This is a genomic window from Pelomonas sp. SE-A7, assembly GCF_030345705.1.
GTDB lineage: Bacteria > Pseudomonadota > Gammaproteobacteria > Burkholderiales > Burkholderiaceae_C > JAUASW01.
The window spans coordinates 439,545-454,502 of record NZ_JAUASW010000001.1 but is presented as its reverse complement, the minus strand read 5'-3'; the positions used below and the strand labels follow the sequence as shown (position 1 = coordinate 454,502).

General features: G+C 67.1%; 14 protein-coding genes and 1 tRNA gene. 8 read left to right on the top strand and 7 right to left on the bottom strand.

Annotated elements, in window-relative coordinates:
* Positions 1-479 precede the first annotated feature (479 nt).
* From QT382_RS02115 to QT382_RS02105, 3 genes are all read right to left on the bottom strand, one after another.
* Positions 480-1,622, bottom strand: coding sequence for a branched-chain amino acid ABC transporter substrate-binding protein (locus QT382_RS02115; RefSeq protein WP_289252392.1), 1,143 nt, complete (start codon positions 1,620-1,622; stop codon positions 480-482).
* A gap of 127 nt (positions 1,623-1,749) precedes the next feature.
* Positions 1,750-2,178, bottom strand: a complete 429-nt coding sequence (locus QT382_RS02110; RefSeq protein ID WP_289252391.1) for a DNA polymerase III subunit chi — start codon at positions 2,176-2,178, stop codon at positions 1,750-1,752.
* Positions 2,179-2,191: 13 nt separating this feature from the next.
* Positions 2,192-3,652 carry a leucyl aminopeptidase gene (locus QT382_RS02105; RefSeq protein ID WP_289252390.1) on the bottom strand — a complete coding sequence of 487 codons (1,461 nt, stop codon included), beginning with the start codon at positions 3,650-3,652 and terminating at the stop codon, positions 2,192-2,194.
* A gap of 33 nt (positions 3,653-3,685) precedes the next feature.
* Between QT382_RS02105 and lptF the strand changes: the two genes are divergently transcribed.
* From lptF to QT382_RS02080, 5 genes are read left to right on the top strand one after another with little or no spacing between them, the layout of a single operon-like run.
* Complete coding sequence (gene lptF / locus QT382_RS02100) at positions 3,686-4,783, top strand: LPS export ABC transporter permease LptF (RefSeq protein WP_289252389.1); 1,098 nt, start codon at positions 3,686-3,688, stop codon at positions 4,781-4,783.
* Positions 4,780-5,868, top strand: coding sequence for an LPS export ABC transporter permease LptG (lptG, locus tag QT382_RS02095; protein ID WP_289252388.1), 1,089 nt, complete (start codon positions 4,780-4,782; stop codon positions 5,866-5,868). Before lptF ends, lptG begins: the two co-directional genes overlap by 4 nt.
* The gene (locus QT382_RS02090) at positions 5,865-6,239 is read left to right on the top strand and encodes a sirohydrochlorin chelatase (RefSeq protein WP_289252387.1); all 375 of its coding nucleotides are present in this window, start codon (positions 5,865-5,867) and stop codon (positions 6,237-6,239) included. The genes lptG and QT382_RS02090 overlap by 4 nt, the downstream gene beginning before the upstream one ends.
* Positions 6,240-6,252: 13 nt before the next feature.
* Positions 6,253-7,197: a CysB family HTH-type transcriptional regulator gene (locus tag QT382_RS02085; RefSeq protein ID WP_289252386.1), complete on the top strand. Its 945-nt coding sequence runs from the start codon at positions 6,253-6,255 to the stop codon at positions 7,195-7,197.
* Between the two features lie 8 nt (positions 7,198-7,205).
* Entirely contained in the window at positions 7,206-8,354 is a 1,149-nt protein-coding gene (locus QT382_RS02080) for a pyridoxal phosphate-dependent aminotransferase (RefSeq protein ID WP_289252385.1), read from the top strand.
* Between the two features lie 13 nt (positions 8,355-8,367).
* On the opposite strand, the gene QT382_RS02075 is transcribed toward QT382_RS02080, so the two are convergent.
* Both QT382_RS02075 and QT382_RS02070 read right to left on the bottom strand, forming a co-directional pair.
* On the bottom strand, positions 8,368-10,470 hold the full coding sequence (locus tag QT382_RS02075) for a type IV pilus assembly protein FimV (RefSeq protein ID WP_289252384.1): 2,103 nt from the start codon (positions 10,468-10,470) through the stop codon (positions 8,368-8,370).
* Positions 10,471-10,543: 73 nt separating this feature from the next.
* Complete coding sequence (locus tag QT382_RS02070) at positions 10,544-11,317, bottom strand: class II aldolase/adducin family protein (RefSeq protein WP_289252383.1); 774 nt, start codon at positions 11,315-11,317, stop codon at positions 10,544-10,546.
* A 98-nt stretch (positions 11,318-11,415) separates the two neighbouring features.
* Between QT382_RS02070 and QT382_RS02065 the strand changes: the two genes are divergently transcribed.
* Together QT382_RS02065 and QT382_RS02060 are read left to right on the top strand one after the other, a co-directional pair.
* On the top strand, positions 11,416-12,123 hold the full coding sequence (locus tag QT382_RS02065) for a Crp/Fnr family transcriptional regulator (protein WP_289252382.1): 708 nt from the start codon (positions 11,416-11,418) through the stop codon (positions 12,121-12,123).
* 85 nt (positions 12,124-12,208) lie between these two features.
* On the top strand, positions 12,209-13,288 hold the full coding sequence (locus QT382_RS02060) for a phosphotransferase (protein WP_289252381.1): 1,080 nt from the start codon (positions 12,209-12,211) through the stop codon (positions 13,286-13,288).
* Here the strand turns inward: QT382_RS02060 and QT382_RS02055 are convergent.
* Entirely contained in the window at positions 13,285-14,049 is a 765-nt protein-coding gene (locus QT382_RS02055) for a hypothetical protein (RefSeq protein ID WP_289252380.1), read from the bottom strand. The two genes, QT382_RS02060 and QT382_RS02055, sit on opposite strands and share 4 nt — an antisense overlap.
* 85 nt (positions 14,050-14,134) lie before the next feature.
* Here QT382_RS02055 and QT382_RS02050 point away from each other — a divergent pair, with 85 nt between their 5' ends.
* Positions 14,135-14,827 carry a glutathione binding-like protein gene (locus QT382_RS02050; protein ID WP_289252379.1) on the top strand — a complete coding sequence of 231 codons (693 nt, stop codon included), beginning with the start codon at positions 14,135-14,137 and terminating at the stop codon, positions 14,825-14,827.
* 12 nt (positions 14,828-14,839) lie between these two features.
* On the opposite strand, the gene QT382_RS02045 is transcribed toward QT382_RS02050, so the two are convergent.
* Positions 14,840-14,916, bottom strand: a tRNA-Arg gene (locus tag QT382_RS02045).
* Positions 14,917-14,958 lie beyond the last annotated feature (42 nt).

Genomic DNA, 14,958 nt, shown 5'->3' with positions numbered 1-14,958 from the left:
GCCTTGGCTGGGTCGGTCACACCCGCCGCGGTCTGAAGTCGATACTGCCGAACACATCTGCAATGTCTGTTTGGCCGAGCCTGCGAGCCTGCCCGCCTGCGAAATCCTGCAACCTTGAGCTCCGCACCGCTGAGGTGCCTCTCTCTCGGAGGGTGCTTCGTTATGGGTCCGGATCATGCCCGCCCCCCCTGCTCTTGAAAGCCCCCTGTTTGGAGGGGCGCCAGAGCTTGAAACGTGCATTCCGAACGCTCCGTTACACAGTCTCCGCTTGCCATATTTCTTGCCGATGAACGAGCCGCGAGTAGATATCAAGCGGGCACGGTTCGCGCAGCAATAGCCAGCCCGCCCCGTGCGCTTTTCAACGGGGATTCAAGAATGCTGGACCAAACCCCGGCGGGTGGTTATTCGCGGTGGCCGCGCGACCATGAAAAACGCCCACCGAGGTGGGCGTTGCAGAGGAAGAACGGGGGTCCCGCGGCCTATCGCACGACGGCAATTTGTTCACGTTTTCCGGCCTTGTAGGTAAACAAGGTCAGGGCGCCATTCTTGATATCGCCCTTGGCATCAAAGGTGATATTGCCGGTAATCCCCTTGTAATCGGTGGTCTTGGCCAGCACCGGCAGATATTTGGCCGGCTCGGCCGAACCGGCCTTGACCATGGCAGCGACCAGCACATTGACCGCGTCATAGACATAGGGGGCATAGATCTGCACCTCGACGTCGTACTTCTTCTTGAAGGCGGCCTTGAAGGCGTCGGTGGACTTCTTGGCTTCGCCCTCGACACCGCCGGCTTCCGCACAGACCACCTGGCCGTCGCTCATGGCGCCGACCGACAGCTCGGGCAGCTTGGCCGAGCAGATGCCGTCGCCGCCCATGAACTTGGCTTCTATGCCCAGCTTCTTCATGCCCAGCAGCAGGGGGCCGGCCACGGCGTCCATGCCACCGAAGAAGATCAGGTCCGGCTTCTTGGCCTTCAGCTTGGTCAGGATGATGGAGAAATCGGTGGACTTGTCGGTGGTGAACTCATGGCCGACCACCTTGCCGCCGGCGGCCTTGACCGACTTCTCGAATTCCTTGGCCACGCCCTGGCCGTAGGCCGTGCGGTCATCGATCACGGCGATGGACTTGGCCTGCACCGTGCCGACGGCGTACTTGCCGAGGGCGCCGCCCAGCAACGTGTCGTTGGCCACCACGCGGAACGCGGTCTTGTAGCCCTTCTGCGTGTAGGCCGGATCGGTGGCCGAAGGCGAGACCTGCGGGATGCCGGCGTCGAAATAGATCTTGGAGGCCGGGATCGATGTGCCCGAGTTGAGGTGGCCGATCACGCCGTTGACCTTGGAGTCCACCAGCTTCTGGGCGGCCGCCGTGCCCTGCTTCGGGTCACTGGCGTCGTCTTCGGGCAGCAGCACCAGCTTGACCTTCTTGCCGCCGATGACCACGCCCTTGGCGTTCAGCTCGTCGATGGCGAAGCGGGCGCCGAGCTCGTTGTCCTTGCCCAGGTGGGCGCCCGTGCCGCTGATGGGGGCGACATGGCCGATCTTGACTTCCTGCTCCTGTGCCAGGGCGGCACCACCCAGTGACAGGGCGGCGGCGGCAACGATCAGCTTCGTCTTGGCTTGCATCTTCTATGACCTCCGAATTGGGGAAACAGCCCAGGAAATAGGGCTGCAACGGCGCCGGACCTTAACCGAATTGGCGGCGGCGCTCCAGCGAAACAAACCCTGTGCCCTGGCCCAGTGGGACCACGGCTCAGGCGTCCTTGACTTCGTGGTGATCGAGCGCGTGGCCCAGCTCCTTGTAGCGCCGAAAACGCTGACGCCCCAGCTGGACCTGCTCCGGGTCGCGCGACAGCACTTCCAGCACCCGCTCGAAGGCCTCGATGTCGACCGGCAGGTCGGGCCCGAGGTTGAGCAGCACCGGCCAGCCGCGCAGCTGCTCGGCCCGCTCGGCCAGCAGCAGCGGCGTGGCTGCCATCTGCGCCTGCTTGCCGGCCTGGTAGCGCATATGGGGCACGAATTCGGTGGCCTCGAAGCTCCACAGGGCCGCATCCAGGCGCTCCAGCAGAGCCGAAGGCGCCAGCACGCCGACCCTGGCGCCGTTCTGCTGTGCCTTGCGCAGCAGCCGGCAGCAGTAGGCCAGCCGGTCCGGCACCCCGGTGTAGAAGCTGACCTGGGTCATGAGCAGAACCGGCTTATTTCGCCTGCGACAGCACGAAGTGGGTCAGCAGGCCGACCGGACGGCCGGTAGCGCCCTTGGCCGCGCCGCCCTTCCAGGCGGTACCGGCGATGTCAAGGTGGCCCCAGCGGTACTTGCTTGCATAGCGCTGCAGGAACTTGGCGGCGGTGATGGAACCACCGGCACGCGAACCCACGTTCGCCATGTCGGCGAAGTTGCTCTTGAGGCCTTCGTCGTAATCCTCGTCCAGCGGCAGGCGCCAGCAGGGGTCGAGCGCCGCGTCGCCGGCCGCCGACAGCGCGGCCGCCAGTTCATCGTCGCTGGCATACATGCCGCTGCGCACGCCGCCCAGGGCGATCACGCAGGCACCGGTCAGCGTGGCCACGTCGACCACCACGGCCGGCTTGAAGCGCTCCACATAGGTCAGCGCGTCGCACAGGATCAGGCGGCCTTCGGCGTCGGTATTCAGGATCTCGATGGTCTGGCCCGACATCGAGGTGACCACGTCGCCCGGCTTGACCGCGCGGCCGCTGGGCATGTTCTCGCAGGCCGCAATCACCACCACCAGGTTCAGTTTGGGCTTGAGCTCGGCCACGGCACGCAGCGTGCCCAACACCGAGGCGGCGCCGCCCATGTCGAACTTCATCTCGTCCATCTCGGCGCCCGGCTTCAGCGAGATGCCGCCCGAGTCGAAAGTGATGCCCTTGCCGACCAGCACCACCGGCGCCACCGCCTTGGCCGCGCCTTCGTAGCGGGCCACGATGAAGCGCAGCGGCTCGTCCGAGCCCTTGGCCACGGCCAGGAAGGAACCCATGCCCAGCTTCTCGACCGCCTTCTGGTCCAGCACCTCGACCTTGATGCCATGGTCCTTGCCCAGGGCCTTGACCTGCTCGGCCAGGAAGGTCGGCGTGGCGCAGTTGCCCGGACGGTTGGCGCATTCGCGGGCCAGCTCGATGCCGGCCGAGATCGCTTCGCCGCGGGCCAGGCCGGCCTTGGCGGCCTTGGCTTCATCCTTGCTCGCCACCAGGCTCAGCTTGCTGAGCGCACCGGCCGCCGGGGCGCTGGGCTTGGTGTGGCGGTAGACATAGACCGATTCAGCGGTGGCCTGCACGGCCTGCTCGGCCAGGGCCTCGATGCCTGCATCGAAACCGACGAAGGCCACGGCCGCATGGGCAGCACCACGGCCCTTGAGCTGGCCCAGGGCCGCGTTCAGCGCAGCGCGTGCCGCCTTGAGCGAGCCCTTGCCGGCCGCAGCCAGCACCAGGCGCGTGGCCTTGACGCCGGCCGGACGATGCAACGTCAGCGCGCGGCCGCCCTTGAAGTCGAAATCGCCCAGCTTGACCGCATCGGCAGCCAGGGCCGCGAGGGTCTTGTCGAAGCCTGCCGGCAGCTTGTCGCCGGCCACGACCAGCAGCAGCGCGTCGGCACTGATGCCGGCCAGGGCGTCCTGCGACGCCGCCAGGGTACGGAAGTCCATAATGTCTTGCTGTAGAAGATAAAAAGTGAGCGGATGTTATTCGATTCCACTCTGCGCAAAGAGCTGGCCCGCAGCTTCGGCGTGACCCTCGTCGTGATCCTCACCATCGTCCTGACCATCATGCTGATACGCACGATAGGCCAGGCGGCCGTGGGCACCGTGGCGCCGCAGGACGTGCTGCTGATGATGGGCTACCTCGCGCTCGGCCACTTGCCGACCATGCTGACGCTGTCGCTGTTCGTGGCCATCGTGGCCACGCTGGGGCGCATGTACCGCGAGTCCGAAATGACGATCTGGTTCGCCAGCGGCATTGGCCTGGTGCGCTTCGTCAAGCCGGTGCTGCGCCTGGCCATCCCGGTGATCCTGGCGGTGATCGTGCTGGAGCTGGTCGTCTGGCCCTGGGGCAACCGCAACAGCGCCCAGCTGAAGGAACGCTATGAGCGCCGCTCCGACCTGTCGCGCGTAGCACCGGGCAAGTTCCAGAGCTCGCGTGACGGCTCCAAGGTCTTCTTCATCGAGCGCGGCGGCGACGACCAGCAGACCGGCCGCAACGTCTTCATCCTGGCCGAGCAGTCCAGCCGTGAATCGGTGACCACCTCCCACCAGGGACACATCGAAGTCGCTGACGAAGACCGCTATCTGGTGCTGGACAAGGGCCAGCGCAACGAGATCAACCGCGACAACGGCGAGAAGACCCTGGCCCGTTTCGACCAGTACCGCGTGCTGACCGACCGCAAGGTCGTGCGGCCCACCGACCAACTGCCGCCCAAGGCGCGCGGCACGCTGGAACTGCTGGCCGAGCCGACCCCCAAGAACCGCGGCGAGCTGACCTGGCGCCTGGGCCTGATCCTGGGCTGCGTCAACATGACGCTGCTGGGTATTGGCATGTCGGCCACCAACCCCAGGCGTCCCAGCAACTGGAGCATGCTGTTCGCGCTCTTGAGCTTCGTCGTCTACTTCAACCTGATCAATCTGAGCCAGTCCTGGGTCGGCAGCGGCAAGGCCAGCATGGGCGGTGCCCTGCTGGGCGTGCATGGCGGCGCCCTGCTGCTGGCGCTGAGCCTGATCTGGCTGCGTGAGCAGGGCAACCGCCTGGGCATGGTCCGCCGTGCCAAGGGGGCCACGGCATGAGGACCGTCCGTCGCCTGCTCTACCGCGACATCGTCGGCTCGGTGCTGTTTGTCGCCCTCGCCTTCCTGTCACTGTTCTATTTCATCGACTTCGTCGAGGAGCTCGACCGCATGAGCCGGGCCGGCGCCGGTGCCGGCCGCGCGGCGCTGCTGGCCCTGCTGGAACTGCCGGGCCATTTCTACGAGCTGTTCCCCATCGCGGTCCTGATCGGCAGCATCTACGCGCTGGCTCGCATGGCCCAGTCCAGCGAATTCACCATCCTGCGCACCGGTGGCCTCGGCCCCGGTCGCGCGCTGATGCTGCTGGCCACGCTGGGTCTGGGTTTTGCCGCCCTGACCTTCTTCGTCGGCGACTATGCCGCGCCCTGGTTCGAGCGCCAGGCCGAGCTGACCCGGGCCAAGGCCAGCGGCGGCATCGCGCCCAGCCGGGCCGGCGCGTGGCTGAAGGACCGCGAGGGCAATGGCGAGCACAGCTACTCGGTCCATGTGCGCCAGGCCAGCGCCAACGGTGAACTGCGCCAGGTTCGCATCTTCGAGTTCGACGCCAGCGGCGGCCTGCTCAGCCGCCTGGCCGCGACCACCGCCACTGTGGATGGCAAGGGTCTCTGGCAGCTGCGCGACGTGCAGCGAACCCGCTGGAGCAAGGATGCGGTGCAGGAGGATCGCCTGCGTGAGCTGACATGGCAGAGCACGCTGAATTCCGGCGTGGTCGCCGCGGCCGTGCTGCCACCCAACACAATGACGACGACCGAGCTGTACCGCTACACCCAGCACCTGTCCGCCCAGGAGCAGTCGGCCCAGGCCTACCAGATCCAGTTCTGGCAGCGCGCCTTCAAGCCGCTGGCCTGCCTGGTGATGGTGGCCCTGGCCCTGCCCTTCGCCTATCTGCATGCGCGTGGCGGTGGCATCAGCTTCAAGGTCTTCGGCGGCATCATGCTGGGCATCAGCTTCTCGCTCTTGAACAGCCTGGCCGGTCACCTGGGCCTCTTGCAAGACCTGACCCCCTGGGCCGTGGCCGGTGCGCCCAGCCTGCTGTATCTGCTGATGTCGCTGGCGGCCTTCGGCTGGCTGGTGCGCTACCGATGAGTGCCGGCCTGCTGCTGTTCGCCCACGGCGCGCGGGACCCGGCCTGGGCCGGCCCGTTCCAGGCCGTCGTTGCCTCGCTGGCGGCGCAGCAGCCTGGCCTGGTGACGCGGCTGGCTTTTCTCGAATTCATGTCGCCCGGCCTGGAGGAAGCGGCCCGCCAGCTGGTGGCGGCCGGCTGCTCCCGCATAGACGTGGTGCCCCTCTTCCTGGGCTCCAGCGGCCATGTGCGCCGCGAGGTGCCGCCGCTGGTCGAGGCGCTGCGCCAGCAGCATGGCCCTGCCGTGCGGTGGCGGTTGCACGAGGCGATAGGCGAGCACCCGCTGGTCGTAGCGGCGATGGCCACGGCCACGCTGGACTGGCTAAAAAACTGAAGACGGCAAGACCATGAACCTGCACCAGTTCCGTTTCGTCCAGGAGGCGGCGCGCCGCAACCTCAACCTGACCGAGACGGCCAAGGCCCTGTTCACCTCGCAGCCGGGCGTCTCCAAGGCCATCCTCGAACTCGAGGAAGAGCTGGGCATCGATATCTTCTCGCGCCACGGCAAGCGGCTGCGCCGCATCACCGAGCCGGGCCTGCAGGTGCTGAAGTCGGTCGAGATCATCATGCGCGAGGTCAACAATCTGAAGCGCATCGGCGAGGAATATTCCAAGCAGGACACCGGCACGCTGTCCATCGCCACCACCCATACCCAGGCCCGCTACGTGCTGCCCGGTCCGGTGGCCCAGCTGCGTCGCCAGCTGCCCCTGGTCAAGGTCAGCCTGCACCAGGGCACGCCCGACCAGGTCGCCCGCATGCTGCTCGACGACAGCGCCGACGTGGGCCTGGCCACCGAGTCGCTGGCCCAGGTCGACGAGCTGGTCACCCTGCCCTGCTACGAATGGCAGCATGTGCTGGTGCTGCCGGCCGGCCATCCGCTGGCCCAGGAGAGCCATGTCTCGCTGGAACAGCTGGCGGCCGAACCGCTGGTGACCTACCACCCGACCTTCACCGGCCGCACCCGCATCGACAAGGCCTTTGCCGCGCGCGGCCTGCATCCGCAGATCGTGCTGGAGGCCATCGACTCGGACGTGATCAAGACCTATGTCCGCCTCGGCATGGGCGTGGGCATAGTCGCCGAGATGGCGGTGCGCGAAGACCCGCCGGGCGGCGACCTGGTGTCGCGGCCGCTGGGTCATTTGTTCGGCCAGAACGTGACCCGCATCGCCTTCAAGCGCGGCGCGTACCTTAGAAATTATGTTTATGCTTTCGCCGAACTGCTGTCCGACCGTTTGAACCGCCCGCTGCTGGAGCGTGCGATGAGCGGCGAGGCCAGCGACTACGGACTCTGACCCCCGCCATGCCCCTGAGCCTGCAAAGCCGATTGCCCCATGTGGGCACCACCATCTTCTCCACCATGTCGGCCCTGGCCACGCAGCATGGCGCCGTCAACCTGGGCCAGGGCTTCCCGGACTTCGGCTGCGATCCGAAGCTGATCGAGGCGGTGGACGCAGCCATGCGGGCCGGCCACAACCAGTACCCGCTGATGAACGGCGTGCCGGCGCTGCGCCAGGCCGTGGCCGACAAGATCGAGCGCCTGTACGGCCACCGCTATGACGCCGACCGCGAGGTCACCATCACCGCTGGCGCCACGCAGGCCATCTTCACCGCCCTGCTGGCCGTGGTCCATCCGGGCGACGAGGTGATCGTGCTGGAGCCCTGCTACGACAGCTATTCACCCAACATCGACCTGGCCGGTGGCCGCGTCGTGCGCGTGCCGCTGGACCCGGACAGCTACCGCCCCGATTTCGAGCGCATAGCCGCTGCGCTGTCACCCGACACCCGGGCCATCGTCATCAATACGCCGCACAACCCCAGCGCCACGGTCTGGACCGAGGCCGAGATGCGCCAGCTGGAAGCGCTGCTGGATGGCAGCGAGGTGATCGTGGTCAGCGACGAGGTCTACGAGCACATGGTGTTCGACGGCGCGGCGCACCAGAGCGCTGCCCGGTTTCCGGGCCTGGCCGAGCGGACCTTCATCGTGTCCAGCTTCGGCAAGACCTATCACGTGACCGGCTGGAAGGTCGGCTATGTGGCCGCGCCGGCCGGCCTGATGGCCGAGTTCCGCAAGGTCCACCAGTACAACGTGTTCACGGTCAATACGCCGATGCAGCACGGCCTGGCAGCCTACATGGCCGATCCGGCTCCTTACCTGGACCTGCCGGCCTTCTACCAGGCCAAGCGCGACCTGTTCCGCCAGGGCCTGGCCGGCTCGCGGCTGCGCCTGCTGCCTTCCGAAGGCAGCTACTTCCAGTGCGTGGACCATTCGGCCATCAGCGATCTCAGCGACGCCGAGTTCTGCGGCTGGCTGGTGCGTGAAGTGGGCGTGGCCGCGATTCCCATGTCGGCCTTCAGCGTGGAAGCACCAAGGCGGCAGGTGATCCGCTTCTGCTTCGCCAAGACCAAGGCAACGCTTGAGAAGGCGCTGGAGAAGCTGGCGCGACTCTGACCGAGCGCCGCTGTTACTGGCTGGTGGTGTCGCTGGTCAGGTCCAGGTCCAGTCCACCCAGATCACCGCCACCATCCAGCGGGAGGATCAGGTCCACCGCCTCGGCGGCCGAACGGGCCGGATGCTCGGCCAGGTCTCGCGCCACCAGGAACAGCGACAGCATGTCGCGCATCAAGGCCAGGTCATGCAGCACTTCGGCCGGCAGCTCGACACGGCCGCCCTGCCATTCGCCGTCACGCACCAGCATGCCGCGCAGATAGTCCATGCTGGCGGCGTTGTCGATCCAGATCTTCTGCAGCGTGTGCAGCAACTCCGGGCAGGCCGCGAGGCCGGGGCCGTCGCCCAGCGGCATTTCCCAGGCTGGCGGGGCCACATTGAACTGGTGGGCATAGGTTTCGCCGACCAGCTCGAAGGCCGCCATGTCGCCCTGGCGCTGGTAGACCTCAAGCAGCAGCAGATAGGGCCAGGGGCTGCTGGCGCCCTGCAGCTTGCCGGACAACAGCTCGATGGCCGCATCGTCCTGGCCCAGCAACATGAAGAACTCGGCCTGCTGCTCCAGATCGACCAGGGTGCTGACCGACAGCGGCGCTGCGGGCCTGACCGCCCGGATGTCCAGCGGCTGGGTCTGCTCGACCAATTGCACCGACAGCGGTTCTCCGGCGAAACCGCCGCGGATGGCCGGCGACGCCGGCATCAGCATGGAGTCACTGACGAAATCGCCCAGCTGCGGAATCGCCACGGTGGAATGGCCGCCGTTGTCTTCTTCCGGCGTCTCGACGGCGCGCAGCAGATCGGTCTGGTCCAGCTCGGCGCTGACACGCTCGGCCAGGCTGGGCGTCGCCACGGCCGGCGTCGAACGCGCTATGGTCGGTATCTCGTCGTCCTCAAGCGGCATGGGCACGCTGACGCCGGCCATGCCCATGGTTTCAGGCTCCCGGGTCACGCGGCGGCTGTGCGGCAGTTGCTCGCGGGCATCCTCCCACCAGGCCGCCTCATGCATGGCCCGGTCGCGGGCGCGGGCGCGCCAGAGGTAGACACAGAACGCGGCCAGGCCGGCCAGCAGCACGGCCAGCACATAGACCACCGGATTCTGGAAGCGGGCCGAATGCTCCTGCTCCAACTGGCCGCGCAGCAGGCTCAGCTTGTCGCTGGTCTCGCGGTTCTGGGCCTGCATGCGCTGCAGGCTTTCTTCCAGGCGCTTGATACGGTCGGACTCGGGATCGGGCACGGCAACGCTCGCTGCTGGCAGCGGAGCCGAGGCGGCGGCCTGCAAGGTATCGAGCGCTTCGGGCGGTTCCAGCTGCAGTCGCGGCCGGGCCACAGCCGCGGGCTTGGCAGCCGGCTCCGGCGCTGCGTTGGCGACGGTCGCGGGCGGCTGCTTGCGCGCAGGCTTGGGGCTGGTCGGCTTGGCCGACGAGGCCGGCCTTTCCGGCGCGCTGGCCGCTTCGGGGCTGCCGGCGGCGGCCACGGTCGTTTCGACCGGGCGGGTCGGCCGGCGCGGCGGCTTGGGCGCCGGGGAGGGTGTCGGTGCCGAGGCCGCCTCGTTCGGCAGCTGAGCCAGCTGCGGGGCCGGTTGGGCCGGCTGGGCCAGCAACTGCGCCGGCTTGGCTTCGGCCGTTGACAGCGCGGCCCGCAGCTGCGGCGAATAGTTCTTGACCGTGGGCTCGGGCAGCGGCGCCTGTTGCGCCAGCTCGGGCCGCAGGCTGGGCGGATCGATGAAGGCGGTGAACTGGCGGGTGAAGCGCGAGGGGCAGCCAAGGCTCAGGCTCACGGTCACCAGCGGCTCGTCGATCTGCACCAGGCTTTGCACACGCACGGCGCGCACCGTGGTGTCGCTCTCGCCTTCCAGTTGCACCTGCACCAGGCTGGGCGGAACACGGGACTCGCCGGCAATGACCTCGGCCCGCGCGCAATCCGGCGACAGCGACTCATCGCCGGAGAGCTGGACAGGGAAGACAAGGTTCAGCGGCTGGCCCAGCGCGGAAAGCGTCAGCGGGCGCCCTACTCCCAGGGCCTGGGCCTCGCTCTGCGCGCCCAGTAGCAAGACGCCCAGCGCCAGCGGGGCGAGTCGGGGAAGCTCGAAATGGCTTGTATGCGCGCGGATGACGGGCTCCATGCCAAGGGGCAATGCCGGAATGCCGGGCACTCTATCACGCCCGGTTACAGCTTCCGTGCGAGCTGTGGCGTGTTCAGCAGTCGTAGCCGGGCAGCCGCCTGTCCAGGCGACGCAAGAGGCCCGGCCAGGCCAGCGCACTGCCCTGGCCCTTGGTCGCCTGCCTGGCCTGTTCCTGGGCCGTGGCGATGATCTCGGGTGCGATGGCAGTCAGTTCGCCACCACCGGCCTGAGCCCGGACCTGGATGGTGCAACTGGCCTCGAAGAAGTACATCGCCTGCACCGCGTCCGCCACGCTGCGGCCCACGGTCAGCAGGCCGTGATTGCGCAGCATCAGGTAGTTGTTGCTACCCAGGTCGCGCACCAGGCGCGGCTTCTCGTCGTCACGCAGCGCGACGCCCTCGTAGTCGTGATAGCCGAGGCTGGACAGCACGAAGATCGAATGCTGGGAGATCGGCAGCAGGCCGGCGGGTTGGGCCGACACCGCAATGCCGTTGAGCGAATGCGTGTGCAGCACGCATTGCGCATCGGGCCGCGCCGCATGGACGGCGCTGTGAATGGTGAAGCCGGCCGGGTTGACCGGGAACGGCGAGTCTTCCAGCTTGTTGCCCTGCATGTCGATCTTCACCAGGCTGGAGGCTGTGATCTCCTCGAACATCAGGCCGTAGGGATTGATCAGGAACTCGTCATGCCGGTCCGGCAGCCGGGCGCTGATGTGAGTGAAGACCAGATCGTCCCAGCCGAACAGCGCAACCAGGCGGTAGGCCGCGGCCAGGTCGACCCGCAGCGCCCATTCCTCGGGGCTGACCGATTCGCGGCGGCAGGGGATTTCTGGCAAAGCATGGGACATGGGTCGCTCCGTGACAACGGGCCTGAGGATGGACGAGGAAGGGCTCATGGACAATAGGCAAGGACGGCAAGCCCTTGCTGTCACGTCAGCGACAAAGCATGAACAGCACGGCTCTTACCGCATCCGAACGCGCCAACATCGAAGCAGGCTCGTGGTTCTCCAAGCTATCGCCGGCCCTGCGCGGCGACATCCTCTCGCGCGCCAGCGTGCGGCGGCTGAACGACGACGCCCTGCTCTCCTGCCGCGGCGAGCCGGCCGAGGAATGGTGCGGCGTGGCCAAGGGGGCGGTGCGCATCAGCTCGGTCTCGCTGTCGGGCAAGCAAATCACCCTGACCTATGTGGAGCCCGGCACCTGGTTCGGCGACATTGCCCTGTTCGACGGCCTGCCCCGCACCCACGACGCCGCCGCCCATGGCGAGACCACGCTGCTGGTGATACGCAAGCCCGATTTCAAGGACCTGCTGGCCAAGCATTCCGAGCTCTACGAAGCGTTGCTGCGGCTCAACTGCCGCCGGCTGCGCCTGATGTTCGACGTGGTCGAGGACCTGAACACCCGCCCGCTGGCCGCCCGCCTGGCCAAGCAGATCCTGCTGCTGGCCCGCTCCTACGGCATCGCCCAGGGCGAGGAAGAAATCCGCATCGGCCTGCAGCTGGCCCAGGAAGACCTGGCCCAGATGCTAGGCGCTTCGCGCCAGCGAGTGAACCAGGAACTCAAGGGCTTTGAACGCGACGGCGCCGTGCGGGTGGAGCCGACCCGGCTGGTCGTGCTGAACAAGGACAAGCTGCTGGCCATCGCCAGCAAGTAGCCGGTAGGGCCGGCCGTCGCCGACGCGACTGACCGGCGTCAAGGCCGCTGCCCACAATCGCCAACCGATTGGAGTTGCATTCGAGATGGACGAGAACACCGGCACCCGCGCCCCTTCCCAAGCCCTGGACACCGAGGCCCTGGCGGCCTGGCTCACGGCCCAGGTGCCCGGCTTTGCCGGCCCGCTAAGCATCGAGCAGTTCAAGGGCGGCCAGTCCAACCCGACCTACAAGCTGATCACTCCGACGCGCAGCTACGTGATGCGGGCCAAGCCCGGCCCGGTCGCCAAGCTGCTGCCCTCGGCCCATGCCATCGAACGCGAATACGCCGTGATGAAGGCGCTGCGCGGCACGGCCGTGCCGGTGCCCGAGATGCTGGCCTTGTGCGAGGACGAATCGGTCATAGGCCGCGCCTTCTACCTGATGGAGTTTCTCGAGGGCCGGGTGCTGTGGGACCAGTCCCTGCCCGGCATGAGCCGCGAGGACCGCGGCGCCCACTACGCCGAGATGAACCGCGTGATCGCGGCCCTGCACCAGGTCGATTTCGCCGCCATTGGCCTGGCCGGCTATGGCAAGCCCGGCAACTACTTCGAACGCCAGATCGGGCGCTGGAGCAAGCAGTACCAGGCCTCGATCACGCAGCCGAACGAGGCCATGGACAAGCTGATCGAATGGCTGCCCGCCCACATCCCGGCCTCGGCCCGGGACGAGGCCGAAGTTTCCATCGTCCATGGCGACTTCCGGCTGGACAACCTGATGTTCCATCCCACCGAGCCGCGGGTGATCGCGGTGCTCGACTGGGAGCTGTCAACACTGGGCCATCCGCTGGCCGACTTCAGCTATCACTGCATGTCCTGGCATATCCAGACCAAGGGCGCGGCGCGCGGCATTGGCGGGCGCGACCTGGCCGAGCTGGGCATTCCCGACGAGCTCAGCTATGTGCGGCAGTACTGCGAGCGCACCGGCCGAAGCGACGTGCAGGCCGTGATGCGCGACTGGAACTTCTACCTGGCCTACAACCTGTTTCGCATTGCCGCCATCCTGCAAGGCATTGCCAAGCGCGTTGAGGCCGGCACGGCCTCGAGCGAGAAGGCCCGCGAAGCCGGCGCCGGCGCCCGGCCCATGGCCGAGCTGGGCTGGCAGTTCGCGCAGGCGGCCGGCGCCTAGGCCGGATCACTGGGCGGCGGCGGGCTGGTGGGCTCGTCTTCCGGCGGCTGGCTCTGCCAGGCGATGGACGAGGTGGTCTGCCAGGCGCCGGTCTCGCTCAGCCGGTTGTTGACCTGCCTGGCCTCACGGGCGGCGGCCTCCATCAATTTGACGAAGGACTGGATCTCGTCCAGGTCCGGCACTTCCATGGCGGTACGCAGGTAGGCATTGCCCCGCATGGTCAGCATCACGAAGGGTCGGCCCTGGGGCAGCAGATCCTGGCTGGCCTGGGCCAGGGCCGTACTCAGGTCGCCGTCAATCCAGGCCGCGGTCAAGTCCTTGTTGACGCCGACGGCACCGAAGCGCGAGCGAACCAGCTTGGAGGCGATAGGACCCGGCTTGGGAAACATCACCAGCCAGCGCATCTCTTCCGGCGTGTCGGTATCGACGCGGGTCTTGAGCGTGTCGGTATAGGCCTCGAACACCGTGGTCTCGAGCTGCTCCATCAGGTCGCGCGCCAGCACCATCATCTGCAGTTCCGGGCTGAGCTTGAGCTCGCAGCGCAGGCGCAGCTCGCTGCCGCTGATGTAGCTGCGCTGTGAAGGCCCCCATTCCACGCGCAGCGGTCCGACCGAGGTCTTGGGCAGCTCGATCACGAAGCCGCGGCCGTCGCGGATCTGTTTGAACAGACCGTTGCGGGTATCGGCCCAGTCCGCGATGCCGCGCCAGCGGGCTGCATTGGCACGGGCGACGAACCAGCTTTTGACTTGCTTAATTACCATGAGTCGGGACAATGCATTGGCCAGGCTTGAACCGCTGGTGAAGGAGCCGCGCAGCAGGTTTGCCGGACCGGATGGAGACCGCCAAATGATCGAAGTTTATTCGTGGGCCACGCCCAATGGACACAAGGTCCACATCATGTTGGAAGAATGCGGCCTGCCCTACCGGGTGATCCCTGTGGACATAGGCACCGGTGCGCAGTTCGACCCGGGGTTTCTCGCCATCAGCCCGAACAACAAGATCCCGGCCATCGTCGACCCGGCCGGACCGGACGGCAAGCCCATGTCGATGTTCGAATCCGGCGCCATCCTGCTGTACCTGGCCGGCAAGACGGGTCAGCTCTTGCCTGCCGACACCCGCGGCAAGTACGAGGTGCTGCAGTGGCTGATGTTCCAGATGGGCAGCGTGGGCCCCATGCTGGGCCAGGCCCATCATTTCCGCATCTATGCGCCCGAGAAGATCGCCTACGCGGTGGACCGATACACCAACGAGGCACACCGCATTTACAACGTCATCAACAAGCGGCTGGGCCTGAGCCCCTACATCGCCGGCAAGCAGTACAGCATTGCCGACATCGCCGTCTTCCCCTGGCTGCGCTCCTGGAAGAACCAGGGCGTCGACATGAAGGACTATCCGCACCTGAAGGGCTGGTTCGACGAAGTCGCCTCACGGCCGGCCGTGCAGCGCGGCGTCGAGGTGCTGGCAGACCGTCGCAAGCAGTTGCTGGACGAACGCGCCCGCGAGGTGCTGTTCGGGGAGACGCAGTACAAGCGTCACTGAGGGATGCGGGGTTGGCCTGCCCGGAGGGACTCGAACCCCCGACCTGCTGCTTAGAAGGCAGCTGCTCTATCCAGTTGAGCTACGGGCAGCGCGAGCGGAATTCTCGCATGGGGCCGCCTCCCGGCAGCCCC

Excerpts from the sequence above, each read along its gene's own strand:
- QT382_RS02050 (WP_289252379.1), top strand. The coding sequence starts at position 14,135 with ATGATCGAAGTTTATTCGTGGGCCACGCCCAATGGACACAAGGTCCAC.
- QT382_RS02090 (WP_289252387.1), top strand. The coding sequence starts at position 5,865 with ATGAGTGCCGGCCTGCTGCTGTTCGCCCACGGCGCGCGGGACCCGGCC.
- QT382_RS02055 (WP_289252380.1), bottom strand. The coding sequence starts at position 14,049 with ATGGTAATTAAGCAAGTCAAAAGCTGGTTCGTCGCCCGTGCCAATGCA.
- QT382_RS02115 (WP_289252392.1), bottom strand. The coding sequence starts at position 1,622 with ATGCAAGCCAAGACGAAGCTGATCGTTGCCGCCGCCGCCCTGTCACTG.
- QT382_RS02075 (WP_289252384.1), bottom strand. The coding sequence starts at position 10,470 with ATGGAGCCCGTCATCCGCGCGCATACAAGCCATTTCGAGCTTCCCCGA.
- lptG (WP_289252388.1), top strand. The coding sequence starts at position 4,780 with ATGAGGACCGTCCGTCGCCTGCTCTACCGCGACATCGTCGGCTCGGTG.
- QT382_RS02080 (WP_289252385.1), top strand. The coding sequence starts at position 7,206 with ATGCCCCTGAGCCTGCAAAGCCGATTGCCCCATGTGGGCACCACCATC.
- QT382_RS02110 (WP_289252391.1), bottom strand. The coding sequence starts at position 2,178 with ATGACCCAGGTCAGCTTCTACACCGGGGTGCCGGACCGGCTGGCCTAC.
- QT382_RS02065 (WP_289252382.1), top strand. The coding sequence starts at position 11,416 with ATGAACAGCACGGCTCTTACCGCATCCGAACGCGCCAACATCGAAGCA.
- lptF (WP_289252389.1), top strand. The coding sequence starts at position 3,686 with ATGTTATTCGATTCCACTCTGCGCAAAGAGCTGGCCCGCAGCTTCGGC.
- QT382_RS02105 (WP_289252390.1), bottom strand. The coding sequence starts at position 3,652 with ATGGACTTCCGTACCCTGGCGGCGTCGCAGGACGCCCTGGCCGGCATC.
- QT382_RS02060 (WP_289252381.1), top strand. The coding sequence starts at position 12,209 with ATGGACGAGAACACCGGCACCCGCGCCCCTTCCCAAGCCCTGGACACC.
- QT382_RS02085 (WP_289252386.1), top strand. The coding sequence starts at position 6,253 with ATGAACCTGCACCAGTTCCGTTTCGTCCAGGAGGCGGCGCGCCGCAAC.
- QT382_RS02070 (WP_289252383.1), bottom strand. The coding sequence starts at position 11,317 with ATGTCCCATGCTTTGCCAGAAATCCCCTGCCGCCGCGAATCGGTCAGC.